Raw genomic sequence first — 22662 nt, 5'->3', positions numbered from 1 at the left:
CTCGTCGTGATGTGCTGCAACGAGGGAAGGCCGTGCCGCCACGGCACACTCAAGCCCGAGGGCCCGTCGTGTGGTCCAGGTCACTGTCGGCTTGACCGTGCCGCGACGGCACGGTGTGGGCTCGCCCCATGACGTGGAGCACCCGGGAGATCGCCGAGCTGGCCGGCACCAGCCTGCGGGCGGTGCGGCACTACCACGAGGTGGGGCTGCTGGCCGAGCCCGCACGACGGGCGAACGGGTACAAGCAGTACGGGGTCGAGCACCTCGTGCGGCTGCTGCGGATCAAGCGGCTGGCCGACCTCGGGTTCTCGCTGCCGCAGATCGCCGACACCCTCGACGACCGCAACCACCCCGAGCAGGCGCTGCGCACGCTCGACGCCGAGCTCGCCGCCACGATCGAACGGCTGCAGCGGGCCCGCCTCGAGCTCGCCACGATCATCGACCGACGTGCTCCGGCGGACCTGCCGGTGGCCATGGCGCCGGCGCAGGCGGCCGCGCTGACCGAGTCCGACCGGTCGGTGATGCTGCTCATGAGCCGGTTCATGGGGCCGCGCAAGCTGACCGCCTACGGCGAGCTGCTGCGTGACCTGCCGGCCGACCCGACCGACGGCGAGTTCGACCGCCTGCCCGCCGACTCCGGTGAGGAGGTCCGCGCCGGCCTCGCCGAGCGGATGGCGCCGCACGTGCGCCGGATACGGGAGGCCCATCCGGGCCTGGTCGGCCCGGACGACGACGCCCCGCGCGGAGCACAGGTCCTCGCGGAGACGACGAGCGCGGCGATGCGGGAGCTCTACAACCCGGCCCAGGTGGACGTCCTCGTCCGCCTCGCAGCGCTGCTGCGGGCCCCCCACTGACCACCCGTTCACGGAGAGGAACGACCGATGTTCGAACACAAGGTGCTGCAGTACAAGCTCGGCTGGAAGGGCTTCGACTACCCGGGGATGGAGAAGGAGCTCAACGAGCTCGGCGCGCAGGGGTGGGAGACGGTCGGCACGATCGTGCCCGCGGTCGGCGCGGGCCAGACCATCGAGATCGGGGTGATCCTCAAGCGGGCGCGGGGGTGACCTCGGCGGCCCGCGTCGATCCGCGCGCACCGGGTACCCGCGGGCGTGCCCGACTTCGCCGCGTCGCCACGACGCCACCCGTTCGACCTCGACCCGCGCTTCGGCGCGGTGCTGCTGCCGTTCGGGGTGTGCGATCCCACCGACGCCCACGTCGACCTCGACGACGACGGCCTGCGGGTCCGCTTCGGCCACTTCTCGCTGGTCACGCCGGTCCGCAACCTCGCGGGCGCCCAGGTCACCGGCCCGTTCCGGGCGGCGAAGGCCCTCGGTGCGCGGCTGTCGCTCGCCGACCGGGGCGTGACCTTCGGCAGCACCACCGAGCGTGGGGCGTGCATCCGGTTCCACCGCCCCGTCCCGGCGCTCGACCCCCTCGGTGCGCTGCGCCACCCCGGGGTCACCGTGACCGTCGCCGAGCCGGAGCGGCTGGTCGCTGCGGTGGAGCACTACGCCACGCAGACCCGGCTCACCACCGCGCGGCGCTCGGAGCCGACCCCCCAGCCGGGCCCGGTGGCCCGCGCCGGGGCCGTACTCCGCTACCCCGCGGGCCTCGCACTCACCGCCACCCGCTACCTGCGACGCCTCCCGCACGTCGACCGCGCCGAGGACACCGGTGACGCCTCCGATCTCCCGCCGCCGCTGCCGGAGGAGTTCGTCGACGCGCACCTCAAGACCGTCGGCGAGGGCTCGGGTCCCCTGCTGCACCGCATCTTCACCGTCGACGTCCGGGACAGCGGCCTCGACGCCGCCGCGCTGATGGACCGGGTGTGCGCCGATCTCGACCGTGCCGCCCCGTCGGAGGTGGTGACCTTCCGCAAGAAGCGCGGGCGGCTCGGCGAGGTCGCGGTCGGTGACGAGTACGTCGTGCACATGCCGGCGCCGTGGAACGGGCCGGTACGGGTGGTGCACCGCGACGCGACGTCGTTCCGGTTCGCGACACTGGCCGGGCACCTGGAGGCCGGGCAGATCGAGTTCTCCGCCCACGACACCGGTCGGGGCGTCGCGTTCCGGATCGAGACGTGGTCGCGGCCCGGGGACCGGCCCTCGGCGCTGGTGTTCGACGTGCTGCGGGTCGGGAAGGAGGTCCAGCTGCACATGTGGACCCACTTCTGCCTGCGCGCGGGGGATCTGTCGGGCGGCCGGGTCACCGACGGGGTGCGGGTGCGGACGCGGCGTGCCTCCTGGCCCCCGCGGGTGGGCGGCGGGGCCGGCGCGCGGGCCGGGGAGGGGACGGCAGGATGACACGCCGGCTGGCCGGCGACGATGCGCGACGGCCGCGTGTCCGCCGGGGTCACCCGGCACGCTGACGGCGTGAGCGAACCCCTGCGCGCCGGGGCGCACGAACGTCTGCGCACCGCCCGGCTCGACACCGCCCTCGCCGCCGTCGGCGACCTGACCCCGCGCTGGGACGAGGTGGAGGAGGCGACCCAGCCGCGGGTGCTGTCCCGGCACGTGGCCGAGGTCGTCGAGCAGGCGCTGGCCGACCGGGATCCGGAGCAGCGGGTCGCGCTGGTCAACCGGCTGCTCGCCCAGGTCGAGCGCGAGGAACTGCTCTCCGCCGACCTGCAGCAGCTCATCGCGCTCACCCGGGAGATCGCACCCGGGGTGCACGAGGTCCGGCGTCCCCTGACCCCGCTGTCGGACGCGGCGCTGTTCACCAACGCCGCCGGCGAACCGAAGCTGCACACCGCGCTGCAGTCCGAGCTGTCCAGCGCCGACCGGGTCGACCTGCTCTGCGCGTTCATCCGCTGGCACGGCATCCGGCTCCTGGAGACCCAGCTCGACGTCCTGCACGAGCGTGGCGTCCCGTTCCGGGTCATCACCACCACCTACATGGGCGCCACCGAGCAGCGGGCGGTCGACGAACTCGTCCGGCGGCACGGCGCCGAGATGAGGGTCAGCTACGCGAGCGCGACCACCCGGCTGCACGCGAAGGCGTGGCTGTTCCGCCGGGACTCCGGCTTCGACACCGCGTTCGTCGGGAGCTCGAACCTGTCGCGGTCCGCCCTGGTCGACGGTCTGGAGTGGAACGTCCGGCTGTCCTCGGTGGCCACGCCGGAGCTGATCCGCAAGTTCACCTCGACGTTCGACTCCTACTGGGCTGCGCCCGACTTCGTCTCCTACGACCCGGACCTGCCCGCCGACTCCCAGCGTCTCGCCGACGCCCTGGGCCGTCACCAGGACGACACCACCCCGTTGTCCGGGCTGGAGGTCCGCCCGTTCCCGCACCAGGAGCAGATCCTCGAAGCCCTCGCGACCGAGCGCGAGGTGCACGACCGGCACCGCAACCTCGTCATCGCCGCGACCGGGACCGGCAAGACCGTCGTCGCGGCGCTGGACTACGCGCGGCTGCGCCACGCGCACTCGAGGCTGCTGTTCGTCGCGCACCGCAAGGAGATCCTCGACCAGTCCCGGCGCACCTACCGCAACGTGCTCGCCGACGGCGCCTTCGGCGAGACCTACGTCGGTGGGGACCGTCCGCAGCGCTGGAACCACGTGTTCGCCTCGGTGCAGTCACTGGCGTCCTACGGGGTGGAGAACATCCCGTCCAACCACTTCGACGTCGTTGTGATCGACGAGTTCCACCACGCGGCCTCGCCCACCTACCGCGCGTTGCTCGACCACCTGCGGCCCGCCGAGTTCCTGGGTCTGACGGCGACCCCCGAACGCTCCGACGGCGTCGACGTCCGTGACCTGTTCTTCGAGGGGCGTACCGCCGCCGAACTGCGCCTGTGGGATGCGTTGTCGGCGGACCTGCTGGTGCCCTTCCACTACTTCGGGGTCGCCGACGACGTCGACCTCACCGGGATCGAGTGGAAGCGCGGCAGCTACGACATCACCTCCCTCGACGGCCTCTACACCGGTAACGACGCCCGCGCCGCCAAGGTCGTCCGCGAGACCCGCGCCAAGGTCACCGACGTGACCGCGATGCGGGCGCTCGGGTTCTGCGTCTCGGTCCCGCACGCCGAGTACATGGCGCGGGTGTTCACCGCGGCCGGCATCCCCAGTGAGGCGGTCACCGGGCAGACCGCCCGCGACGACCGTGACGGCGCCCTGCGGCGGCTGCGGGACCGTCGGGTGAACTGTCTGTTCGCCGTCGACGTGTTCAACGAGGGGCTCGACGTGCCGCAGGTCGACACCGTCCTGCTGCTGCGCCCCACCCAGAGCGCGACCGTGTTCCTCCAGCAGCTCGGCCGCGGGCTGCGACGCGCTCCGGACAAGGCGGTGCTCACCGTCCTGGACTTCATCGGCCAGCACCGCCGCGAGTTCCGCTTCGACCTGCGCTTCCGGGCACTGACCGGCAGCAGCCGGGCCGGGGTCGTCCGCGACGTCGAGGAGGGCTTCCCGTTCCTGCCGTCCGGCTCGGCGATGGTGCTGGACCCGGTCGCCCGCGACATCGTGCTGGACAACGTGCGCAGCCGGCTCCGCCTGTCCCGCAGGGACCTCATCGCCGACGTCCGTTCGCACGGCGAGTCGGCCCTGGCCCGCTACCTGCACGAGTCCGGCGGCGAGCTGGCCGACGTCTACCGCGGCAAGGGTTCCTGGACGATGCTGCGTCGCGATGCCGGACTCACCGTCGCCGGCCCCGGCCCGGACGAGACCGTGCTGCTGCGCCGGCTCGCCGCACTCACCCATGTCGACGACCCGGAGCGGGCCGCGGTCTACGCGCGGGTCGCGGACCCGGCGGGCCCTGCCTACGCCGAGCTGACCGACCGCGACCGGTGGCTGGCGCGGATGCTGTTCTTCCAGCTCTGGCCCGATCGAGGGGGCTTCGACAACTACCAGGCCGGGATCGACCACCTCCGCCGCCACCCGGCGGTGTGCGCCGAGATCGGCGAGCTGACCGCGTTCACCCTCGATCAGGCCCGGCACCTGCCGCGCTCGCTCGGCGAGGGACTGCAGCACGTGCCGCTGCACAGCCACGCCCACTACCGGCGGGAGGAGATCCTCGCCGCGCTGGACTGGGCGTCGATGACGCGCAAGGCATCGGGGCACGCCACCGGGGTGGTGTGGGCCGAGCAGACCCGGGTCGACGCGCTGCTGGTCAACCTGCACAAGACCGAACGCGACTTCTCACCCACCACGATGTACCGCGACTTCGCGCTGCAGCCGGACCTCTTCCACTGGGAGTCGCAGAACGCGGCCACTCCGGAGACGGGGATGGGGCGCCGCTACCTCACCCACGCCGAACAGGGCAGCCACGTGGTGCTGTTCGTCCGGGACTCCCCCGGCGACGACGTCGGCCCCGGCGCACCGTTCCTGTGCCTGGGCGCCTGCACCTACGTGTCCCACGAGGGCCGCAAGCCGATCGCGATCACCTGGAAGCTGCGCCGCCCCATGCCGGGTGAGACGTTCCGGGCGGCGAGCGTCGTGGCGTCCTGACCCGGAGCGGGCATCGTGCCGGAGGCGGCACCGCCGGCCGGGGACAGATCCGTCCGGGGACTCGCCCACCGGTTCAGCCTCCCCCACTCGACGCGGCGGCCGCGTTCTGCTGCTCCCACACCGAGAGCACGACCGCGACGACGAACAGCTGCGCCGGCAGGCTCAGACCCGGCAAGGCCGCTTCGGCCCCGCCGCGCCACCAGCTCGACTTCCGGATCGTCCCGGCGGTCCGGTCGCCCTCGACGAGGTGCTGCTCGGAGCTCCACACCGAGGCCCGGCGGAAGCGGTAGGACCGGCCGTCGGCGGTGACGGTCCAGTGCTTGCGACCAGCCCGCTCCGCCGTGGCGACGACGGTCCCTGCGGAGTCGGTCATCGTGTAGGTCCTGCCCCAGACGGTCGATCCGATCTGGTACTCGCGGCCCTCGACCTGGATCTGCCCGCCGGAGCGCCACCAGTGCGAGCTGAAGGTGCTGACCGGCGCGCCGTCCAGTGTGAACTCGTAGTCGCGGCGCCATACGCTCGTCCGCTCGGCACGCAGCATGGGGTGATCGAACCATCCGAGTCCTCGGCACACCGCGCAGGCCGGGTGGGCGGGGACTCGGCCGGGGGGGCGAGCTGATCATTGCCCACCGCTTAGCGTCGCCTTAGGCCGAACGGCCGAATGCTGCCGCCGTGCTCGCCACAGATCATGACAAGCAGACGGCCCGGATCTTCGCGGCGGTGCCGCTACTGCTGGCCGCGGCGGCGGGCGCCCTGGACGGGGCCTCGTTCACGGCGTTCCACGACGTGGTCGTCAGCGCCATGACCGGCAGCTTCGTCGCGCTCGGCCGGGGGCTGGGGTCGGTCGGGGCGCTCGCCCCCGCGGTCTGGGCGCTGGGCGGCTACGTGCTGGGCCTGGTCGCCGGCACCGTGACGGCGGGTCTGGCCGAGCGGAGGCTGCCGGCCCGGGGCGCCGTGGGTGTCACGCTCGGCCTGGAGCTCGCGGTCCTGTCCGCGTTCGGCCTCGCGTGGCTGCTCGGCGGGCAGGGACACGCCTTCCCCGTGGAGCCGATGATCGGGACGGCGACTCTGGCGATGGGACTGCAGGGGGCGGCGCTGCGCCGGATCGGTCCGGCCGGCACCCCCACCAACTACTTCACCGGCGTCGTCACGAACTGGGTGTCGGGCATGGTCGACCCGGCCGGGCGCAGCTGGAACCCCGGCGCCGGCGCCCGCATCGCGGTCTTCGTGCTCGCCGTCGCGGCGACGGGCTCGCTGCACCGGGTCCTCCCGGTCGGAGTGGTCGCGGTGCCGGTGGCCCTGGTCGCGGCCGCGACGGCGCTCGCCGTGGCCACGGCGCGCTCCCGGTCGCCCGTCGGGCTGCACCCGGGCGACCACCCGCGGACCGGACCCGGTCGATGGTGGTGGCCCCGACCGGGGCGTGAGCCGTGGACGGTGACGGATTCGTCCCCGTCGGGCAGTCTGACCGGCGTGGCCGCAACGGTGCGGCCACGCCGAGACCGGGGGGTCACATGACGACCGAACGGGAACGCTTCCTGCCCACCGAGCAGGGCGAACAGGCCCCCAACGCCGGCCGGGTGCTGGCGCTGCTGTTCGCCGCCAACACGTTCAACTTCTACGACCGGGCCGTCCCGGCGATCGTCGCCGAGCCCGTCAAACTCGAGTTCGGGCTCTCCGACCTGCAGATCGGCGTCCTGGCCGCCGCGTTCACCGTCGTCTACGCCCTGTGCGGGCTCCCCCTCGGGCGCCTCGCCGATCACCGCTCGCGGGCCCGGATCATGGGGTGGGGCATCGTCGCGTGGAGCCTGCTGACGGCCGCGAGCGGCGCGGCCTGGAACTACGTCTCGCTGCTGCTGATGCGGGTCGGCGTCGGTATCGGTGAGGCCAGCTACGCGCCCGCCGCGAACTCCACGATCGCCGACCTCTACCCGGCGGGGAAGCGGGCGCGGGCGTTCGGGCTGTTCCAGCTCGGGCTGCCGGTCGGGCTCGTGCTCGCCTACTTCTCGGTCGGTGCGATCGCCGAGGCGTTCGGGACGTGGCGGGCCCCGTTCGTGCTGGCCGCGATCCCCGGGCTGCTCATCGCGGCCGGGTTCTTCCTGGTGCGCGAGCCCCGCCGCGGGGCGTCCGAACCGGCGTCGACGACCACGGTCGAGGCGACGCCGGCTCCGGTCGACCGGCCGTTCCGGCGGATCCTGGCCGTCCCGACGATGTGGTTCCTGATCGTCGCCGGGATCGGCGCGAACCTCGCCGCCTACTCGGTCAACACGTTCACCGTGCCGCTGTTCCAGCGCTACTTCGGCGCGTCCCTGACCGGGGCGGCGGTGCTGACCGGCGTCGTCGTCGGCGTGACGGGGCTGGCCGGGTTGCTCGTCGGCGGCTGGGTGTCGGACCGGGCCGCCCGTCGCTCGACGGGTGCGCGGGTGCTGGTCGGTGCGGTGGCGACGCTCGTGTCGGTCCCCCTGACCTGGTTCGCGCTGTCCGTGGGACCGGAGGCGACGGGCACGTTCGTCGTGCTGTTCGGCGCCGGTTGGCTGCTGCAGTACCTCTACTACACCTCGGCCTACCCGGCCGTCGCCGACGTCGTCGGGCCGCGGCTGCGGTCGACGGCGACGGCGGTGTTCTTCGCCGCGTTCTACCTGCTGGGTGGCGCGGTCGGGCCGGTGATCGCCGGTGCCCTGTCGGACGCGTTCGCCGCGGACGCCCTCGCCGCGGGCGCGAGCCCGGCCGACGCCGCGGCGAACGGGCTGCGGCAGGCCCTCGCCGTGATCGTGCCGCTGTCGATGGCGATCGCGTCGGCCGGGCTGTTCCTCGCCGCCCGCACGGTGCGCCGGGACAACGAGCGGATGACCGCGGCCGCCGGCTGACCCGGGCTCTCAGCCGGGCAGCCGGGTCCAGTCGCGGTCGTCGACGTCGGTGCCGAACGCGTCGAGCGTCACCGTCGTCGAGTCCTGGCGCTGCTCGGGCAGCCGGATCCGGCGCACGTGGGCGCCGTCGAGCCACACCTCGCCCGGCTCACCGTCGCCGGTGGTGACGGTCAGCCGTCGCCACCGCTCGCCGCGGTCGGCGACGACGCCGTGGTCGTGGGCCTCGGTGACGTCGGCGAGCCGGTCGAAGGCCGCCAGCGGGGTGACGATCCGGCCGGGATCGGTGAGGCCCAGCCGGTCGAGCCTGCGGCCGGGCCGCCCGCTCCAGACCCGGTCCTCGATCTGCACGAACGCGATGTGGTCGTGGCCCACCATGGCGCGGCGCCGGGTGAGGTCGAGGACTCCGCTGGTGACGACCTCCCGCGGCACCCGGCGCAGGACGGCCCGCGCCAGGGCCGGGAGCGGGCGCCGCCGCCGCGGGAGCGCCTCGCCCACGGCGCGGGTCCCGGACATGTCCATCAGCAGGATGGCACGGGCGGTGCCGGCCGCGACGGTGCGGCCGACGGCGTCGCGCAGGCGGACCATGGCCGGGCTCTCGGTGGTCATCGTGGGGCCTTTCGCCGGTGGCTCGGGGACGGACACCTGCGAGCCTGCCCGTCGGCGCGGCCCGGCGAATCGGTCCGGAGGACGATCCGTGTCTCCACCGCAGGGAGGAGGCGGGGTCAGCCGGCGTCGAGCGCGCCGGTCAGCCGGGCCAGTACAGGAGCGGCGGCGGCCAGGGCGGCGCGCTCGGCGGGGGCGAGGCGGTCGAGCGCCGCACCGAGCAGGGCCTCGGCCGCCGCGTCGTAGCGTTCCAGCGCCCCGGCCGCGCGCGCGGAGACGGCGACGACCACCGTCCGCTGGTTCGCCCCCGCCCGCCGCTCGACGAATCCGGCGGCGGTCAGCGTGCGCAGCAGGTTGCTCACCGTGGACCGTGCCAGACGCAGCGCCGCCGCCAGTTCGCTCGGCGCGAGCGGCCCTTCCGCCGCCAGCGTGCGGAGCAGCTCGATCTGGGCCTCGGACAGGTCCGGCAGATCGGCGGCGATACGGGTGCGGCGCAGCAGGGTCCGGCGCAGCGGGCCGAGCTCGCGGCCGATCAGCGCGGCGGTCGTCGTCACCGGGGCAGTATCGCACGACGCATTGCCCACAAAATAGTTTTGTTGCAATACTATCGCCATGGACGAAGAGGATCTGACCGCCGTCGTCGGGCACCGGTTCATCTACACCTACGACACCGGCTGGCAGTACGAGATGTACGTCAAGAACGACCACACCATCGACTACCGGATCCACAGCGGTCACGTCGGCGGGCGTTGGGTGCGCGACCAGGAGGTGGACCTGGTCCGGCTCGACGAGGGCGTCTACAAGCTGTCCTGGAACGAGCCGACCGGCACCTCGGTCGTGGTCTGCGTGATGCCGGCCCGGCGGCGTCTGCACGGCACCATCTTCTTCCCGCGCTGGGTCGCCGACGACGGCACGGAGACCGTCTGCTTCCAGAACGACCACCTCGACCGCATGCGGGAGCTGCGCGACGCGGGGCCGACCCACCCGATCGAGACGATCCCCGAGTTCGCCGAGATCACCCTGTTCGAGTTCGTCGGCGTCGACGACGAGACCGTGATCGCCGTCGGCCCCGACGAGCTGCCCCCCGGCTTCGCCGCGCGCACCGATCCCGGATCCGACCGGGTGCACGCGTGAATCCGCTGCTGGTGCGGGCCGCGATCGGACTGCTCCGCCACGCGCCCGGTGGACCACGGTCGCGGGTCGCGCCCGCCGGGACCCGCACGCTGAGCGCGCCCACCCGGCACGGTGCGGCTCCGGTGACGGTGTACCCCGGCGGGGACGGGAGCCTGGTGCACGTCAACCTGCACGGCGGCGGCTACGTCCTGCCCGGCCGTCACCAGGACCAGGAATGGTGCCGGACACTCGCCGCGACCGGAGTGACCGTGCTCGACGTCGAGTACGTCCTCGCTCCCGAGCATCCGTTCCCGGCTGCGGTCGAGCAGACGCTCGACGTCCTGGCCTGGGCCGCAGCCCCGGAGACGGCGCACGGCGGCGACGGAGGCCGCCTGACGGTCGGCGGACAGAGCGCGGGCGGCGGTCTGGCCGCCGCGGCCGCACGCCACGTCCTCGCCACGGGCCGCGGACCCCGGATCGCACTGCAGGTGCTGCACTACCCGCCCCTCGACCTCGCCAGCGAGCCCGGGACGAAGCGGGCGCGGACCGCGAAGCCCCTCATCGGACCGCGGATCTCCCGGCTGTTCAACGCCGCCTACCTCCCGGCGCCGGAGGCCGCCCGCAACCCGCTGGCCTCCCCGGCCGCTCCGGGCGACGACGCCGACCTCACCGGAATCACGCCGGCCGTCGTCGTCACCGCCGAGCTGGACACACTGCGCGACGAGGCCGTCCGGTACGCGAACCGTCTCCGGGCGGCCGGTGCGCTGGTCGAACACATCGACGTCCCCGGCGCCGACCACGCCTACGACCTGCGCGGTGGCCCTCCGGGCGTCGTGGCGGACGTCCGGGCCCGGCTGGCAGCGCACATCCGGGGGGCGCACCACGGCGCCTAGGCTTCGTCCCATGGCGGAGGACGCGGTCCTGTTCCGGGACGTGGTGGCCGACCTCATCGGCGGACGGGCGAACCGGGACACCGCGGTGGCCCGGTTCGCCGCGCCGTTCCGGGCCCACCGGGACGGCCCGGCAGACCGTCTGGAGGAACTGGCCTGGGCCGGGTTCGGCGAGGTCGCCGCCGCGGCCCGCACCGTCGCCGTCCACGACGCCCTCGTCGCGCTGCTCACCGGAGTCCGTGATCTCGGCCCCCTGACCGGTGCCGACGACGCCGTGCGCACCGTGTGGACGCGACGACTGTTCACCGACCTGCCGTGCCTGGGGCCGCAGCTGCGCGAGTCCCTGGACGTGTACCCGGACGACTGCCCGGCGCTGTTCGCCTTCGCCCGACGGTTGACCCGGGCCGGGCTCGGCGACTTCTCCGCATGGGAGTCGTGGGAGCCGAATCGCCCCTGACCCGGCCGTCCGGCGCGCCGGGACGTGCATCGGGGCGGCCGACCGTGTACTGACTGGACCTGCCGTTCCGCTGCCGCGTCGAGGAGGACCCCGTGGAGTTCGACATGCTGGTCGAGGTGCCGAAGGGCAGCCGCAACAAGTACGAGGTGGACCACGAGTCCGGGCGCATCCGGCTCGACCGCACGCTGTTCACCGCCACCCAGTACCCGGGCGACTACGGCTTCGTCGAGGACACCCTCGGGGAGGACGGCGACCCGCTCGACGCCCTGCTCGTCACCACCGGCGAGCCGCTGTTCCCCGGCGTCCTCGTGCTCGTGCGCACCATCGGCATGTTCCGGATGACCGACGAGGCGGGCGGCGACGACAAGCTGCTCTGCGTCCCGGCCCACGACCCCCGTCTGGAGAACCTGCGCGACATCCACCACCTGCCCGAGTTCCACCGCCGGGAGATCCAGCACTTCTTCGAGATCTACAAGGACCTGGAGCCGGGCAAGAGCGTCGAGGGCGCCGACTGGGCGAACCGGGCGGCGGCCGAGGCGGAGCTGGAGGCGTCGCGGAAGCGGTTCCGGGAGACGCCGCACTGAGCACTCCGGGGCGGGCGGCCCCGGTGACCGCCCGCCGTCAGCGGCGTCCGTTGCAGGAGACCGCGGAGTAGTCGCCGTCGGCCGACTCCTCGGAGATCACGGCGCCGTCGACGAGGATCCGGCAGGAGAGCTCACCGGACCCGCCTGCGGCGGTGACCGAGTAGTCGGTGGGCTCGCCGGCGGCCGGGGCGGTGCGCTCCCACGGCAGATCCGTGCCGGAGACCTGGGCGACCGAGGTGCCGCGGCCGAACGTGATCGTGACCCCCGAGCCGGACCCGGTGACCTCGTAGGTGATCTGGGCCGCCGCGGGCGCCGTGGGTGCCGTGGGTGCCGTGGACACCTCGGTGGCCGGGACGACGCCGGGCTGGCCGCCACCGGTCGACGCACCGAACGCGACCGAGCCCTCGCGCCACGCCGCCGGGGTCTCGTCCCCGGTGCCACCGAACACGGCGAGCCCGATCGGCACGGCCGCGGCAGCCGCCGCGGCGACGCCGACGACCCACGGCCATCGGCGTCGACGGGGGTCCTCCTGCACGGCGCGGCGGCGCCCACGGCGCGGCGGGTCCTCGACGACGTCGTCGGGACCGGGGGCCGGGTCGGGTTCCGCTCCGTCCCCGTCGGGATCGAGGTCGAGGTCGCGCGGGTCGTACCCGAGGTCGTGCGGGTCCACCGGCCGGGCCCGGCCGTCGCGGGGGTCGGGGCCCGGTCCGGCCTCCGGGCCGTCCCACGGGGCGGTGGTGTCGCCGGGACCGGCGACCGCGAACCCGTCCACGCCGTACGGCCCGGCGTCGCGGTCCTCGGCCCGACGCCGTCCGCCGTGCCGGGGACGACCGCCGTGGTCGTACCCGGGCGGCGACGCGACCGCCGGCGGCCGGCGCACCGGGAGCGGCCGGGGCGGAGTCGTCGCGCTCGGGCGCGGCTCCCCGGCATACGGGTCCCCGGGGTGCCGAGCGGTCGAGAGCGCGTCCGGTCCGGCGGTCTCCGGAACGCGGCGACGCCCGCGCCGGGAGCCGTGGTCGGCCCGGTCCGCTCCTGACTGGGCCAGATCGTCACGCTCCGTGATCGACCGGGGACGGCCACGGGGCGCGGCCGGGCGGGGCTCGGGCTCCCGGGTGGACGGGAAGACGATCCCGGCGACGAGGTCCTCGGGCGAGAGGTCCCGGGCCGACGCCTCGACGACGTCGTCCGACCGGTCCATCACCTCGACCGATCGGCGACGTCCACGTCGGGGCACCGGGGACGACTCGTCCCCGAGCACCCAGCGACCCGAGTCCGGGTCCCATCTCGGTCCTGGCACGACGCCCCCCTTTGGTAGCCGTGCCGATTCAACGATTCGGACGCGCGCCGGTTACGGAGCGCGTCACGGTCACAGAGCGGGGGTCCCGTTCGGCCCTTCCGCCGCCCCGTTCGGACGCGCCGGACCCCCCGCTGGCACCGGGCCCGGTCCGGACGAGAGTGGGCACCATGTCGATCGACCCGCAGTTCCTCCTGGGCCGCCGTACCACCGCCGACCTCGCCGACGACCTCGGCGACGCCGTCCGCTCCTGCGACGTCCGGTTCCGCTCCTTCGGCGCACACTCCCGCTTCGGCGGTCCCGTGCGCACCGTGCGGTGCGAGAACGACCACGCCCTGCTCCGCGCCACGCTCGACGGCCCCGGTGACGGGGCGGTCCTGGTCGTCGACGGCGGCGGTTCGACCCACTGCGCGCTCATCGGCGATGTCATCGCCGGCCTGGCGGTGGCGAACGGCTGGGCCGGGATCGTCGTCTACGGGGTCGTCCGCGACAGCGTGGCACTCGCCGCGCTCCCCCTCGGCCTCAAGGCGCTGGGCACGAATCCCCGCAGGAGCAGCAGGACCGGGGCCGGGGAGGTCGACGGCACCGTGACGTTCGGCGGGGTCGACTTCACCCCGGGCGGGATCCTCTACTCCGACGAGGACGGGATCGTCGTCGTCGCGCGGTGAGGTGCCGGCGGCTTTCGTCGACCCCTGAGCGCCGAGTCCGACTCCCGGCTCGCCGAGTTCCTGCGCCGGGTGGAGGCGAGCGGCGACGACGCCGCTCCGGCCGCCGTCGTCGTCGGGGCGGGCGAGGCCTCCGAGGTGCAGGAGCCGATCGCGCTGCAGTTCGCCGCGACCGTGCGGGAGCAGCCACGTCGAGCCCGCCGGCGGGCCGGACCGCGACCTGCGACGGGTGCGGCTCACCCCCGCGGGACGGGAGTGGCTCGCGGAGTACGACCGGAGCGCGCCGACGCCGCACCCCCGCTTCCCGTCGTAGCCACGGGCGCGAGAGCGCGGCATGCGCGCCGGACGACGGCGTCGGCGTAGGCGTGGTCGAGCGCCCCGGTCCGCAGCTGCCACCGGTCGCCCAGGCGGTGCTGCCCCATCTCCGCGCCCGCGGAGCGGGACACATCATCCAGATCTCCACGACCGGCGCGGTGGGTGCCATGCCGACCCTCGGCCTCTACAACGCGGGCAAGTGGGGGCTGGAGGGCTTCTCGCAGGCGCTCGCCGGTGAGGTGGCCCGGTTCGGTGTCCGCGTCTCCGTGGCCCAGCTCGGCGGGTTCGACACGGACTGGGCCGGCGCGGGGATGCACTTCGCGACCCCGTCCGCCGTCTACGACGACCTGCGGCCGCGAGCTCTTCCGGACGGCCGAGGTGCCGTGGCGGGCCGAGGGGCCGCTCGGCGCGCCCGTCGCGGAGGCGGTCGACGCCCTGCGCCGGCACGTCCACGCACCCGACGGCCCGTTCCGGCTCCTGGTCGGGGCGGACGCCCCCGACCAGGTCACCGCGGCGCTGCAGGTCCGGTGCGAGGACTACGCCGAGGACGACCGCCTCCTCTGGCCGGCTCCGGCCGCCACGCCCTGACCCACCGAGGCCGGCCTCCTGCCGGTCACCGACGAATCGTCCGGCCGGGACCTGCTCGCCCGGTGGATCCCGCACGGCGGTCCCGCCGGGACGCCGGGGCTGCACCCGCACCCGGTGGTCGGGACCTGGCCGGACGACTATCGCTGGCATAGCCAGCTGCGCATCGTCGGGCGGCGGGCTGCCGCGCAGACTCGGGGCACACCGCACCAGCGGGTGGAGAGCCGAGGGTAGAGAAGAGGCAACGGTGCCCGACAACAGTCCGCGCGAGGTCCTCCCGCACTTCGATCCGCACGATCCCGGTCTGTCCCCCGAGCGCGCCTACGCGACCTACGCGCAGCTGCGCCGACATTGCCCGGTCTCGCACGGCGAGCGCCACGGCGGCTACTGGTCGATCTCGCGGTACGCCGACGTCCGCGACGCCGCTACCGACCACACGACCTATTCCTCGACCGGCGGGGTCTACCTGCCCCCGGTGTCCGGGAGCCGATTCCCCCCGATCGACCACGACCCGCCCGAACACGCCGGGTTCCGCGAGCTCATCGCGCCGCTGACGAGCGGCGCCGCGGCGAAGACGATGGAACCGGCGGTCCGCGCCATCGCCGAACGCCTCGTCGACGGGTTCACCGGACGGGGCCGCGCCGAGCTCGCCGCCGAGCTCGCCACTCCGCTACCGCTGGAGGTCATCACCCGGCTCTATGACCTGGGTCCAGAGGACACGGAGGAGATCCGCGGCTACTCCGAGGAGTTCCTGACCCACGCCTCCGGCTCCCGCGGCCCAGAGATCATCGACCGGGTGTGCCGGTACTGGGTCGGCCTGTTCGCCGACCGGCGCGAGAACCCACGCGAGGACTTCCTCACCGGACTCGTCGAGGCCAACCGCGAACTCGGGGCGACCGACGACGAGCTCGCCAACATGATGTTCATCCTGACCTACGCCGGGCACGACTCCACGGCGCTCGGTCTGGGCAACACGCTGTTGTACCTGGCCGAGCATCCGGATGTGCAGCAGCGGCTGCTCGACGAGCCGAAGCTGATCCCTTCCATGATCGACGAGATCCTGCGCCACGAGACCCCGCTGCACTGGTTCCCGCGACAGCTCACGGCCGACACCTGCCTGCACGGTCAGCAGATGAAGGCGGGTGAACGGGTGCTGCTGCTGTTCGCCTCGGCCAACCGCGATCCCGAGGTCTTCGACCGCGCCGACGAGATCGTCATCGACCGGCGGCCGAACCGGCACCTCGCGTTCGGCGCCGGGATCCACACCTGCCCCGGGATGGCCCTGGCCAAGCTCGAGATCCGCACGGCGGTCCAGGTCGTGCTGGAGCGCATCCCCGGGTTCCGGGTGGACGGCGACGTCGAGCGGACCGACCCGCTCGAGGGCGGAGGGCGTCACCTCGGCGTCCGGCGGCTGCCGGTGACCTGGTGAGCGCCGCCGTGCCCGGCCCGGCCCCGGCCCCCGCGCCGACGACCCGTCAGATGGTCACCGCGGGCACCGCGTCCACGGTCGGTTTCGCGTTCGATCTGTTCGACCTGTTCATCCTGCTCTACGTGGCCTCCACGGTGGGCCCCCTGTTCTTCCCCACCGACAGCCCCACACTCACGCTCGCGGCCACGTTCGCCTCGTTCGGGGTGAGCCTGGTGATGCGCCCGCTGGGCGGCGCGGTGTTCGGCCGCTACGCCGACCGGCACGGCCGCAAGCAGACCATGCTGGTCACCGTGGGCGGCGTCGGTCTGGCCACCGCCCTGATGGGAACGCTGCCGACCTACGCCGCGATCGGTGTCGCCGCACCGCTGGTGTTCGTCGCGCTCCGCCTGGTGCAGGGCCTGCTCGTCGGCGGCGTCGTCGCCTCGACCCACACCCTCGGCACCGAGACGGTGCCCCAGCGCTGGCGCGGCCTGGTCTCCGGACTGGTCGCCGGCGGCGGGCCCGGGCTCGGCGCCGTGATCGCGTCGGTGGTGTTCCTGGCCGTGTCCTCGGCGTTCCCCGGACCCGCGTTCGACGCGTGGGGCTGGCGGGTCATGTTCTTCACCGGCCTGGTGGCCTCGCTGGCGAGCCTCGCGTTCTTCCGGCTGCTCGAGGAGTCCCCGGTGTGGTCCGCCGCGCGGGCGCGGGCCGCCGGTGCGGTGCCGGAGCCGCCGGCCAGGGCCCGGGACCTGCCGACCGCGGTAAGGCCGCGGACGCTGGTCGCGGCCGCCGCGCTGGTGACCGGCGCGGGCGCGCAGTACTACCTCACCTCGGGCTACCTGCCCACGTTCCTGGACGAGATCAACCAGCTTCCGGCGGGCGCGCGTGGGCTGCTGCTGGTCTGGACGAGCCTGGCCATCCTGCCGATCGCGTTGCTGGCCGGGCACGCCTCAGAACGGTTCGGCCGTCGCCCGGTGTTCCTGGCCACCGGCATCGTGAACCTGGTGGCACTGCCGCTGCTCGCGCTGGCCATGGGTGGGCTGGGGCCGGAGGACACCGGGGCGCTGCTCGGCTACGGCCTGATGATCACGATGCTGGCCAACGCCCCCATCGCCGCGGTGCCGATCTTCCTGAACGAGCTGTTCCCGACCCGGTTGCGTGCGACCGCGACCGCCCTGATCTGGAACGGCGGGTTCGCCATCGGCGGGCTGACCACCACGTTCGTCAGCCTGGCCAGCCCGACCGTGCCGGACATCCCCAGCCGGCTGGCGCTGTTCCTGGCCGTGGTCGTCGCGCTGTTCCTGCTCGGGGCGGCGTTCGTCCCCGAGACGCGCGGCGCGCTCGACCGCGAGGACCCGCGCGACGCCGTTCCCAGTCCGTCACCCACCGCCACGGCCGACCGGCCGGAGCCCCTCCCGGGAGGATCACAATGAGCACGAACGAGCAGAGCAGCGGCGAGCACCTGGGCCGCACCGTCCTCGTCACCGGCGCCGGCGGCGGGATCGGCGGCGACTACGTCGCCGCGTTCGCGGCGGCGGGCGCGAACGTCGTGGCCACCGACGTCGCCGGGGCCGCCGACGCGGGGCTCGCCCTGGCCGACGAGGTGAGCTCCGCCGGCGCGGGGAAGGTCGTGTTCGTGACGGCCGACGTCACCTCCGACGCCGACTGGGAGACCGTCGTCGCCACCGCGGGCGCCGAGTTCGGCGGGATCGACGCGCTGGTCAACAACGCCGCGATCTATCAGGGCCTGGGCACCAAGTCGCACCTGACCGAGCTCACCACCGAGGCCTGGGACCGGGTGCTGACGGTCAACGTGCGCGGCACCTGGCAGGCGATCAAAGCGGTGACCCCGGCCATGCGCGCCCGCGGCGGCGGACGGATCGTCAACATCTCCTCCACCGTGGCGCGGATGGGTGCGCCCGGGTTCGCGCACTACGTGGCCTCCAAGGCGGCCGTGGACGGGCTCACACGGGCCGCCGCACGTGAGCTCGGATCCGACGCGATCACCGTCAACGGCGTCGCGCCCGGCCTCGTCAGCGACGCCGCCAGCCGGACACTCAACACCGGCGACTACATCGCCGCGGCGGCGAAGGGGCGGGCGCTGGGCCGCGAGATGACCCCGGGCGACCTCGTCGGCGCCGTCATGTGGCTGGCCTCGCCGTCGTCCGGGTTCGTCACCGGCCAGACCGTCGTCGTCGACGGCGGTGGGGTGTTCACGTGAGCTCCGACCTGCGTTCCTGGCTCGACGTGCTCGACGGCCGCGGCGAGCTCGCCCGGCTGAGGTCCCCGATCGACCCGGACCAGGACGTCGCCGCGGTGCTGACTCGTGCCGACGGGCGGCGCGCCGTGCGGTTCGGCGACGTGATCGGCGCGGGGTTCCCGCTGGTGGGGAACACCGTGCCGAGCCGGACGCACCTCGGCCTGGTACTGGGCTGCGAACCGGCCGGGGTGGCCGACCGCTTCGCCGCCGCCCTGGACGCCCCGGAGCGCTGCCCGGAGGTGGAGGCGTCCGGGGCCCCGGTGCTGGCGAACCGCATGCACGGCGACCGGATGCTCTCGGTGCTGCCGCTGACCCGTCAGCACTCCGAGGACGGCGGCAGGTACCTGACCTCGGCGCTGCTGGCGGTCCGCGACCCGGTCAGTGGTCGGATGAACCTCTCGATCAACCGGCTGCTGGCCGCGGGCGAGCGGGAGCTGCGTGCGCTGCTGCTGCCCGGGCGGCTGCGGAGGATCTTCACCGAGGCCGAGGCGGCGGGGCGCGACCTCGACGTCGCCCTGGTGGTCGGGGTGCACCCGGCGCTCGTTCTCGCCAGCCAGTCCCCCGCCGACCGCGAGCTCGACGACTACGCCGTGGCCAACGCGCTGGCCCCTCCGGTCGAGTTGGTCGCCGCCCCGACCGTGGACGCGCTGGTGCCGGCCCGGGCGGAGTTCGTGCTGGAAGGCCGATTCCGGGCCGGACGCCGCGAGGCCGAGGGGCCGTTCGGGGAGTATCCGCGCACCTACGGTCCCGGCGGCCCCGCCCCGGTGATCGAGCTGGTGGACGGCTGGCACCGTGACGACGCGGTGTTCCAGACGATCCTCTCCGGCGGCCGCGAGCACTTCTACGCCGGCGGCGTACCGCGCGAGGCGGCCTGCCTGCGGGCCCTGCGCCGGGCCGGGCTGGACGTGGCGGCGCTGCGGCTACCCGAGTCCGGCTCGTGCCGGCTCACCGCCGTCGTGGCGCTCCGCGGGCCCACGCCGGGAGCGCCGACCACCGCGATGATGACGCTGTTCCTCACCGCGTCCACGATCAAGCAGGTCACCGTCGTCGACGACGACGTGGACATCACCGACGACGAGCAGGTGGCCTGGGCGGTGGCCACCCGGACCCAACCCGACCGGGACCTGCTGGTGGTGCCGAACGCGAAGGGCAGCAGCCTGGATCCCTCGGCCGAGCAGGGGCTCACCGCGAAGCTGGGCCTCGACGCCACCGTCCCGGCCGCCGACCGGGACCGCTACCGGCAGATGACGGTGGCCCCGGCCGACCCGTCGGCTCTCGAGCGCCATCTCGCGGAGCTGGGGGACCTCCGATGAGACGCATCATCGTCGCGCTCACCGGGGCGTCCGGGGCGGTGTACGGGATCAGGGCGCTGGAGCTGCTGCGCGAGGTGCCCGACGTCGAGACGCACCTGGTGCTGACGAAGGCGGCGCGGGCGACCATCGGCTACGAGACGGACCACAGCGTCGCCGACGTGCGCGCACTCGCCGACGTCGTGCACTCCGACGGCGACCTGGGCGCGCCGATCTCCTCCGGCTCGTTCCGCACGGCCGGGATGCTGGTGGCGCCCTGCAGCGTGAAGACGCTGTCCGGGATCGCCGCCAGCTACGACGAGTCGCTCGTGGTGCGGGCCGCGGACGTGGTGCTCAAGGAGCGCAGGCGCCTGGTGCTCCTGTTGCGGGAGACCCCGTTGCACGCAGGCCACCTACGGCTGATGTCCGAGGTCACCGCCTCCGGCGCGATCGTGATGCCGCCGGTGCCCGCCTTCTACGCACACCCGCACAGCGTCGCCGACATCGTCGAGCACACCACCGGTCGGGCGCTCGACCTCCTGGACGTCGACACCGACGCGGTCGCCCGCTGGACCGGCGAGCGGGACGGACGAGCTGTCGTGCACCGGTCGTAGACGTGCGGCCGAGCTCCGCGCTCATTCGCGCGCCGTGCGCAGCAGCAACCGTCGGAACGCCTGTACCGGCGGGGACACGTGCGCGCTGGCCCGCGACACCACGCCCAGCTCACGGAACGCACAGGAGTCGGCGATCGGGACCGTGGGGCCTTCGCCCGCGGCCATCCTCGGCAGCAGCGCGACCCCCATGCCGGCGGCCACCATCCCGTGCACGATCGCCAACTGTCCGGTCTCCAGCACCACCCGCGGACGGACGCCGGCCTCGGCCAGCAACTGATCGGCGAGGTCGCGCAGCCCGTACCCGGTACGCATCCCGACGAGATCCTCGCCGGCCAGCTCGGCGAGCGCGACCTCCGCACGGCAGGCCAGCCGGTGCGCGGCGGGAACCAGCACGAGCACCGGCTCGCGGACCAGCACGTCGACGCACAGCCCGCTCAGGGTCAGCGGCATCCGGGTCATCGCCAGGTCCAGTTCCCCGGAGCGCACGAGCTGCTCGAACTCCCGGGAGATGTCGTGCTCGACGATCCGCACCCCGACCAGCGGGTGCGCGCGCCGGAACCGGGCCAGCACCTCGGGCAGCATCCGCGCGCCGATGCTGGGCAACACGCCCACCCGGACCTCACCTTCGCGCAGACCGCTGACCTCGGCCACCCGTTCCCGGCCGCGTTCGAGTTCGGCGAGCGCGATCTCCGTGTGCTCGAGCAGCGCGGATCCGGCCGCGGTCAGCACGATGTGCCGGCCGGTCCGCTCGAACAGCCGAGCACCGACGTCCTGCTCCAGCTTGCGGATCTGCACCGACAACGACGGCTGGGACAGATACAGACGGGCGGCCGCGGAGGTGAAACTCCCCTCGTGCGCGATCGTCACGAAGTACCGAAGTTGATGAAGCTCCACAGATCACCCCGGACCATCTGTTCCATACCGTGTCACCGTGCCGGCGTGCACGCGTTCATCCGGCCTCGGACCGCACCCTGAAGTCACCCGGCTCGACCACCGCGGAGATCGCGACCCCCGCGACGAGCGCCCAGAACGGGCTGGAGATCCCCAGCGGTGCGACCCCGCTCATCGCGACCACCAGGGCCGTCAGCGCACCGGTCCGGAACCGGCCGTCGCCGAACGCGCCGCGGAACGACGACACCAGCACCCCGATCATGGCGAGCCCCGCGACCACCGCCACCAGCTCGGTCGGCAGCGCCGTGACCGCGGTGACCGCGATCCCGGCGAGGGCGCCGAACGCGATGAACAGCACGCCGTTGACCACGCTCGCGGCGTAGCGGGCGTCGGGGTCCGGCCCGGCCTGCGGACCCGAGCAGATCGCGGTCATGGGGCCCGCGACGTTGGCGTTGTGGCCGCCGGTCAGCGGGGCCAGCAGCCCGCCCACGCCGCTCGCGACCGTCATCGCGTTGATCGGGGGCCGGTAGCCCTGGCTGAGCAGCACGCCGTAGGCCTGTGCGTTCTCCGCGGCGATCACCAGGACCGCCAGCGGGATCCCGACGGCCAGGATCGCGGCGAGGTCGAACGTCGGCGCCACGAGCACCGGCGCCGTCCAGCCCTCGACGGCGGTGGCCTGCGTGGTGAAGCCGCCCGTGGCCGCGGCCGCGGCCAGCCCGGCGACCAGCGCACCGAGCGCGCCGGGCACCGCCGGGACGAACCGGGACAGCAGCAGGAACCCGGCCACCGCGGCCGCGACGATCCACGGCGCGGACTCGGCCGCGGTCACCACCCCGGTGCCGAACCGGATCAGCGCCCCGGCGATCATCGCCATCACGATCTGCTGCGGCAGCCACCGGGACACGGTGCCGATCAGGCCGGACAGCCCGAGCACGAGCACGAGCAGTCCCGCGACGAGGAACGCGCCGACGACGGCGGAGAACGGGAACGTCCCCAGCGCCCCCACCACCAGGACGGCCCCCGGGATGGAGAAGGCGCCGACGACCGGCATCCGGTAGCGCAGGGCGAGGAACAGCGAGATCAGGCCGCCGAAGACGTAGATCCCGAAGATCCACGACGCGATCATCCGGCTGTCCAGGCCGTTCGCGGCGGCACCGTCGATCACGATCAGCGCCGGCCCGGTGCAGCCGAACACGGCCGCGACCACCCCGGCGCCGACCGTTGCGGGGTTCAGCCGCCGGGGCAGGCCGCGCAGCCCGGACCGGATCCCCGGGCCGGGTTCGATACGGCGGGTCGGCCGCGGCTCGGCCGGCGGGGTGGGCGGTGCGGCGGCCGGGCCCTCGGCGGGCTCGTCGGTCGATGCGGTCATGGTGTCGCCTCCTTGCG

The 22662-nt window shown here is 74.0% G+C and carries 23 protein-coding genes and 1 pseudogene; 18 read left to right on the top strand and 6 right to left on the bottom strand.

All coding sequences use genetic code 11. The annotated features are described in order from the left end of the window. The first annotated feature begins 128 nt into the window (after positions 1 to 128). From DMP15_RS10910 to DMP15_RS10895, 4 genes are all read left to right on the top strand, one after another. Positions 129 to 854, top strand: a complete 726-nt coding sequence (locus DMP15_RS10910; protein WP_100878274.1) for a MerR family transcriptional regulator — start codon at positions 129 to 131, stop codon at positions 852 to 854. Positions 855 to 881: 27 nt separating this feature from the next. After that, positions 882 to 1064, top strand: coding sequence for a DUF4177 domain-containing protein (locus tag DMP15_RS10905; RefSeq protein ID WP_073577255.1), 183 nt, complete (start codon positions 882 to 884; stop codon positions 1062 to 1064). Between the two features lie 45 nt (positions 1065 to 1109). Further along, a complete protein-coding gene (locus DMP15_RS10900) occupies positions 1110 to 2303 on the top strand; it encodes a DUF1990 family protein (protein WP_337825810.1) in 1194 nt (397 codons plus the stop codon). 69 nt (positions 2304 to 2372) lie between these two features. After that, positions 2373 to 5444, top strand: coding sequence for a DUF3427 domain-containing protein (locus DMP15_RS10895; protein ID WP_337825809.1), 3072 nt, complete (start codon positions 2373 to 2375; stop codon positions 5442 to 5444). Positions 5445 to 5517: 73 nt separating this feature from the next. Here DMP15_RS10895 and DMP15_RS10890 read toward each other — a convergent pair whose 3' ends face one another. Next, positions 5518 to 5985 carry a hypothetical protein gene (locus DMP15_RS10890; protein WP_100878276.1) on the bottom strand — a complete coding sequence of 156 codons (468 nt, stop codon included), beginning with the start codon at positions 5983 to 5985 and terminating at the stop codon, positions 5518 to 5520. A gap of 131 nt (positions 5986 to 6116) precedes the next feature. On the opposite strand from DMP15_RS10890, the gene DMP15_RS10885 reads away from it, so the two are divergent. Next, complete coding sequence (locus tag DMP15_RS10885; protein WP_337825808.1) at positions 6117 to 6959, top strand: YoaK family protein; 843 nt, start codon at positions 6117 to 6119, stop codon at positions 6957 to 6959. Then, the gene (locus tag DMP15_RS10880) at positions 6956 to 8308 is read left to right on the top strand and encodes a spinster family MFS transporter (RefSeq protein WP_062396528.1); all 1353 of its coding nucleotides are present in this window, start codon (positions 6956 to 6958) and stop codon (positions 8306 to 8308) included. Before DMP15_RS10885 ends, DMP15_RS10880 begins: the two co-directional genes overlap by 4 nt. Before the next feature lie 9 nt (positions 8309 to 8317). Here the strand turns inward: DMP15_RS10880 and DMP15_RS10875 are convergent, their stop codons facing one another. Further along, positions 8318 to 8914, bottom strand: a complete 597-nt coding sequence (locus DMP15_RS10875) for a hypothetical protein (RefSeq protein WP_337825807.1) — start codon at positions 8912 to 8914, stop codon at positions 8318 to 8320. A 116-nt stretch (positions 8915 to 9030) separates the two neighbouring features. Continuing rightward, positions 9031 to 9465 carry a MarR family transcriptional regulator gene (locus DMP15_RS10870; protein WP_073577261.1) on the bottom strand — a complete coding sequence of 145 codons (435 nt, stop codon included), beginning with the start codon at positions 9463 to 9465 and terminating at the stop codon, positions 9031 to 9033. 58 nt (positions 9466 to 9523) lie between these two features. Here DMP15_RS10870 and DMP15_RS10865 point away from each other — a divergent pair, with 58 nt between their 5' ends. The 4 genes from DMP15_RS10865 (at position 9524) to DMP15_RS10850 (ending at position 11955) form a co-directional block, all read left to right on the top strand. Beyond that, a complete protein-coding gene (locus tag DMP15_RS10865; protein ID WP_073577262.1) occupies positions 9524 to 10045 on the top strand; it encodes a phenolic acid decarboxylase in 522 nt (173 codons plus the stop codon). After that, positions 10042 to 10917 carry an alpha/beta hydrolase fold domain-containing protein gene (locus tag DMP15_RS10860; protein ID WP_337825806.1) on the top strand — a complete coding sequence of 292 codons (876 nt, stop codon included), beginning with the start codon at positions 10042 to 10044 and terminating at the stop codon, positions 10915 to 10917. Before DMP15_RS10865 ends, DMP15_RS10860 begins: the two co-directional genes overlap by 4 nt. A 10-nt stretch (positions 10918 to 10927) precedes the next feature. Then, a complete protein-coding gene (locus tag DMP15_RS10855; protein ID WP_179762230.1) occupies positions 10928 to 11371 on the top strand; it encodes a hypothetical protein in 444 nt (147 codons plus the stop codon). Positions 11372 to 11463: 92 nt separating this feature from the next. Continuing rightward, a complete protein-coding gene (locus tag DMP15_RS10850) occupies positions 11464 to 11955 on the top strand; it encodes an inorganic diphosphatase (protein ID WP_062396543.1) in 492 nt (163 codons plus the stop codon). Positions 11956 to 11992: 37 nt separating this feature from the next. On the opposite strand, the gene DMP15_RS10845 is transcribed toward DMP15_RS10850, so the two are convergent. Next, the gene (locus DMP15_RS10845) at positions 11993 to 13153 is read right to left on the bottom strand and encodes an MmpS family transport accessory protein (protein ID WP_337825805.1); all 1161 of its coding nucleotides are present in this window, start codon (positions 13151 to 13153) and stop codon (positions 11993 to 11995) included. Positions 13154 to 13419: 266 nt separating this feature from the next. On the opposite strand from DMP15_RS10845, the gene rraA reads away from it, so the two are divergent. The 8 genes and pseudogenes from rraA to DMP15_RS10810 all read left to right on the top strand — a co-directional run bounded on the left by rraA (position 13420) and on the right by DMP15_RS10810 (position 20385). Further along, complete coding sequence (gene rraA / locus DMP15_RS10840; protein ID WP_337825804.1) at positions 13420 to 13917, top strand: ribonuclease E activity regulator RraA; 498 nt, start codon at positions 13420 to 13422, stop codon at positions 13915 to 13917. Beyond that, positions 13914 to 14519, top strand: a pseudogene (locus DMP15_RS30340) (SDR family NAD(P)-dependent oxidoreductase); the annotation flags it as partial. The gene rraA and the pseudogene DMP15_RS30340, both read left to right, overlap by 4 nt. Positions 14520 to 14607: 88 nt before the next feature. Then, positions 14608 to 14817: a hypothetical protein gene (locus DMP15_RS10835; RefSeq protein ID WP_337825803.1), complete on the top strand. Its 210-nt coding sequence runs from the start codon at positions 14608 to 14610 to the stop codon at positions 14815 to 14817. Positions 14818 to 15061: 244 nt separating this feature from the next. Then, entirely contained in the window at positions 15062 to 16243 is a 1182-nt protein-coding gene (locus DMP15_RS10830; protein ID WP_304580183.1) for a cytochrome P450, read from the top strand. After that, positions 16240 to 17655: an MFS transporter gene (locus tag DMP15_RS10825; RefSeq protein ID WP_073577267.1), complete on the top strand. Its 1416-nt coding sequence runs from the start codon at positions 16240 to 16242 to the stop codon at positions 17653 to 17655. Before DMP15_RS10830 ends, DMP15_RS10825 begins: the two co-directional genes overlap by 4 nt. After that, positions 17652 to 18443 (top strand): SDR family NAD(P)-dependent oxidoreductase, encoded by a 792-nt coding sequence (locus DMP15_RS10820; RefSeq protein WP_073577268.1) that lies wholly within the window; start codon positions 17652 to 17654, stop codon positions 18441 to 18443. Before DMP15_RS10825 ends, DMP15_RS10820 begins: the two co-directional genes overlap by 4 nt. After that, a complete protein-coding gene (locus DMP15_RS10815) occupies positions 18440 to 19795 on the top strand; it encodes a UbiD family decarboxylase (protein ID WP_073577269.1) in 1356 nt (451 codons plus the stop codon). The genes DMP15_RS10820 and DMP15_RS10815 overlap by 4 nt, the downstream gene beginning before the upstream one ends. Beyond that, complete coding sequence (locus DMP15_RS10810) at positions 19792 to 20385, top strand: UbiX family flavin prenyltransferase (RefSeq protein ID WP_073577270.1); 594 nt, start codon at positions 19792 to 19794, stop codon at positions 20383 to 20385. Before DMP15_RS10815 ends, DMP15_RS10810 begins: the two co-directional genes overlap by 4 nt. A 21-nt stretch (positions 20386 to 20406) precedes the next feature. On the opposite strand, the gene DMP15_RS10805 is transcribed toward DMP15_RS10810, so the two are convergent. Next, positions 20407 to 21279, bottom strand: coding sequence for a LysR substrate-binding domain-containing protein (locus DMP15_RS10805; RefSeq protein WP_073577271.1), 873 nt, complete (start codon positions 21277 to 21279; stop codon positions 20407 to 20409). Between the two features lie 55 nt (positions 21280 to 21334). Further along, entirely contained in the window at positions 21335 to 22645 is a 1311-nt protein-coding gene (locus tag DMP15_RS10800) for a benzoate/H(+) symporter BenE family transporter (RefSeq protein WP_083658939.1), read from the bottom strand. Between the last annotated feature and the right edge of the window lie 17 nt (positions 22646 to 22662).

The sequence above is a fragment of the Pseudonocardia sp. UM4_GMWB1 genome (assembly GCF_017312155.1).
GTDB lineage: Bacteria > Actinomycetota > Actinomycetes > Mycobacteriales > Pseudonocardiaceae > Pseudonocardia > Pseudonocardia alni.
Note: the sequence above shows the minus strand (reverse complement) of the source record. Positions and strands in the feature narration are given on the sequence as shown.

Bases quoted from the DNA above. Each gene is read 5' to 3' on its own strand.
- DMP15_RS10865 (WP_073577262.1), top strand. From the start codon at position 9,524: ATGGACGAAGAGGATCTGACCGCCGTCGTCGGGCACCGGTTCATCTAC.
- DMP15_RS10905 (WP_073577255.1), top strand. From the start codon at position 882: ATGTTCGAACACAAGGTGCTGCAGTACAAGCTCGGCTGGAAGGGCTTC.
- DMP15_RS10845 (WP_337825805.1), bottom strand. From the start codon at position 13,153: ATGGACCGGTCGGACGACGTCGTCGAGGCGTCGGCCCGGGACCTCTCG.
- DMP15_RS10875 (WP_337825807.1), bottom strand. From the start codon at position 8,914: ATGACCACCGAGAGCCCGGCCATGGTCCGCCTGCGCGACGCCGTCGGC.
- DMP15_RS10800 (WP_083658939.1), bottom strand. From the start codon at position 22,645: ATGACCGCATCGACCGACGAGCCCGCCGAGGGCCCGGCCGCCGCACCG.
- DMP15_RS10810 (WP_073577270.1), top strand. From the start codon at position 19,792: ATGAGACGCATCATCGTCGCGCTCACCGGGGCGTCCGGGGCGGTGTAC.
- DMP15_RS10820 (WP_073577268.1), top strand. From the start codon at position 17,652: ATGAGCACGAACGAGCAGAGCAGCGGCGAGCACCTGGGCCGCACCGTC.
- DMP15_RS10880 (WP_062396528.1), top strand. From the start codon at position 6,956: ATGACGACCGAACGGGAACGCTTCCTGCCCACCGAGCAGGGCGAACAG.
- DMP15_RS10890 (WP_100878276.1), bottom strand. From the start codon at position 5,985: ATGCTGCGTGCCGAGCGGACGAGCGTATGGCGCCGCGACTACGAGTTC.
- DMP15_RS10910 (WP_100878274.1), top strand. From the start codon at position 129: ATGACGTGGAGCACCCGGGAGATCGCCGAGCTGGCCGGCACCAGCCTG.
- DMP15_RS10855 (WP_179762230.1), top strand. From the start codon at position 10,928: ATGGCGGAGGACGCGGTCCTGTTCCGGGACGTGGTGGCCGACCTCATC.
- rraA (WP_337825804.1), top strand. From the start codon at position 13,420: ATGTCGATCGACCCGCAGTTCCTCCTGGGCCGCCGTACCACCGCCGAC.